This window comes from Shewanella sp. A32 (assembly GCF_029167175.1).
Taxonomy (GTDB): Bacteria; Pseudomonadota; Gammaproteobacteria; order Enterobacterales; family Shewanellaceae; genus Shewanella; species Shewanella yunxiaonensis.
This window is the reverse complement of sequence record NZ_JARFTS010000064.1, coordinates 1-1125: the sequence shown is the minus strand read 5'-3', so window position 1 is coordinate 1125 and position 1125 is coordinate 1. Positions and strand designations below refer to the sequence as shown.

The window sequence follows — 1125 nt, the reverse complement described above, 5'->3', positions numbered from 1 at the left end:
TCTTGAATTTATTTTCACGATTTTTAATCATTTAGTGTTTATTATGTGTAAAATAACCTAGGATAGCCCAATAAGTTTATACATTTATAAATACATTTAAATACATTATAGTACATTAAGGGAATAAAAATGCAGTCATACCAAGGGATACAGCATACCTTTATAACTATTTAGTGCGGACATTATAACTATTTAGTGCGGATTTATTAACTATATTTGCATTATTTTGCATTTATGGTTATAATTGCATTAAAGTTAAAAGGCGGTTAAGACAATGAAAGAAAAAGTTGAAATTAAAACCAATGAATTAACTAAAAACTTACTAAGCCGACAAGATTATTTGGTTACTCAAGGGAACGACTTAGCCAAAGCATTCGGAAATTTAAATGCTTTTGAACAAAAATAACTAGATTTCTGTTTTAGTTACGTTACACGTGATTCGAAACTGGACGACACTTTCAAGGCACAAGCTTCAGATGTGCTGAAACACTTTGGTTTAACAGATTCTGGCACTAACTATACTCGTGTAATCAAAGGATTTAAAACGCTGAATGAAGAAACACCGCTTTATTTCCTTGTTAAAGATGAAGATGGTTCCGATAGCGTACTAATGACCCAATTATTTAATTTCATTCGTATTTCTAAAAATAAAACGATTACATTTTAGTTTTCGGAGCATGTGGCACCCTATGTCTTTGATTTGAGGGAGAAATACTACTCTTTCCATCTATCAGAATTATCACGAATTAAGTCTAAATACACTCTAATCCTTATGAAAATGTATCAAGCCCAGAAAATGGGTAATCAGAAAACAGTTACGATTACTGGTGAAATGAACGATTGGCAAGATTGGTTCCTAGGAGTTGACCGTTCGAGCAATTGGACAGCTGGACGATTCAAACAAAAAGTTTTGAATGTGGCCGTAGATGAATTAATTGAAACATTAAATGTCACTATTGTTTTGAATACGATTAAAAAAGGTGTCAAAGTCACTGGATATGAAATAACCATTAATTCTGACTAAATCCGCACTAAATAGTTATAATTGTCGTTTCAAACTAAGCTATACCAAAGTCAGATAAAAGCTAGTTGACATAATGATCCTTATTAAAACTTCGCTACATG

Annotated in this window: 2 protein-coding genes; both read left to right on the top strand. The window is 31.7% G+C overall.

The annotated features are described in order from the left end of the window. The first annotated feature begins 274 nt into the window (after nucleotides 1–274). Nucleotides 275–406: a hypothetical protein gene (locus PY479_RS17555; protein WP_275484543.1), complete on the top strand. Its 132-nt coding sequence runs from the start codon at nucleotides 275–277 to the stop codon at nucleotides 404–406. A gap of 273 nt (nucleotides 407–679) precedes the next feature. Continuing rightward, the gene (locus PY479_RS17550; RefSeq protein ID WP_275484542.1) at nucleotides 680–1024 is read left to right on the top strand and encodes a replication initiation protein; all 345 of its coding nucleotides are present in this window, start codon (nucleotides 680–682) and stop codon (nucleotides 1022–1024) included. Nucleotides 1025–1125: the final 101 nt, after the last annotated feature.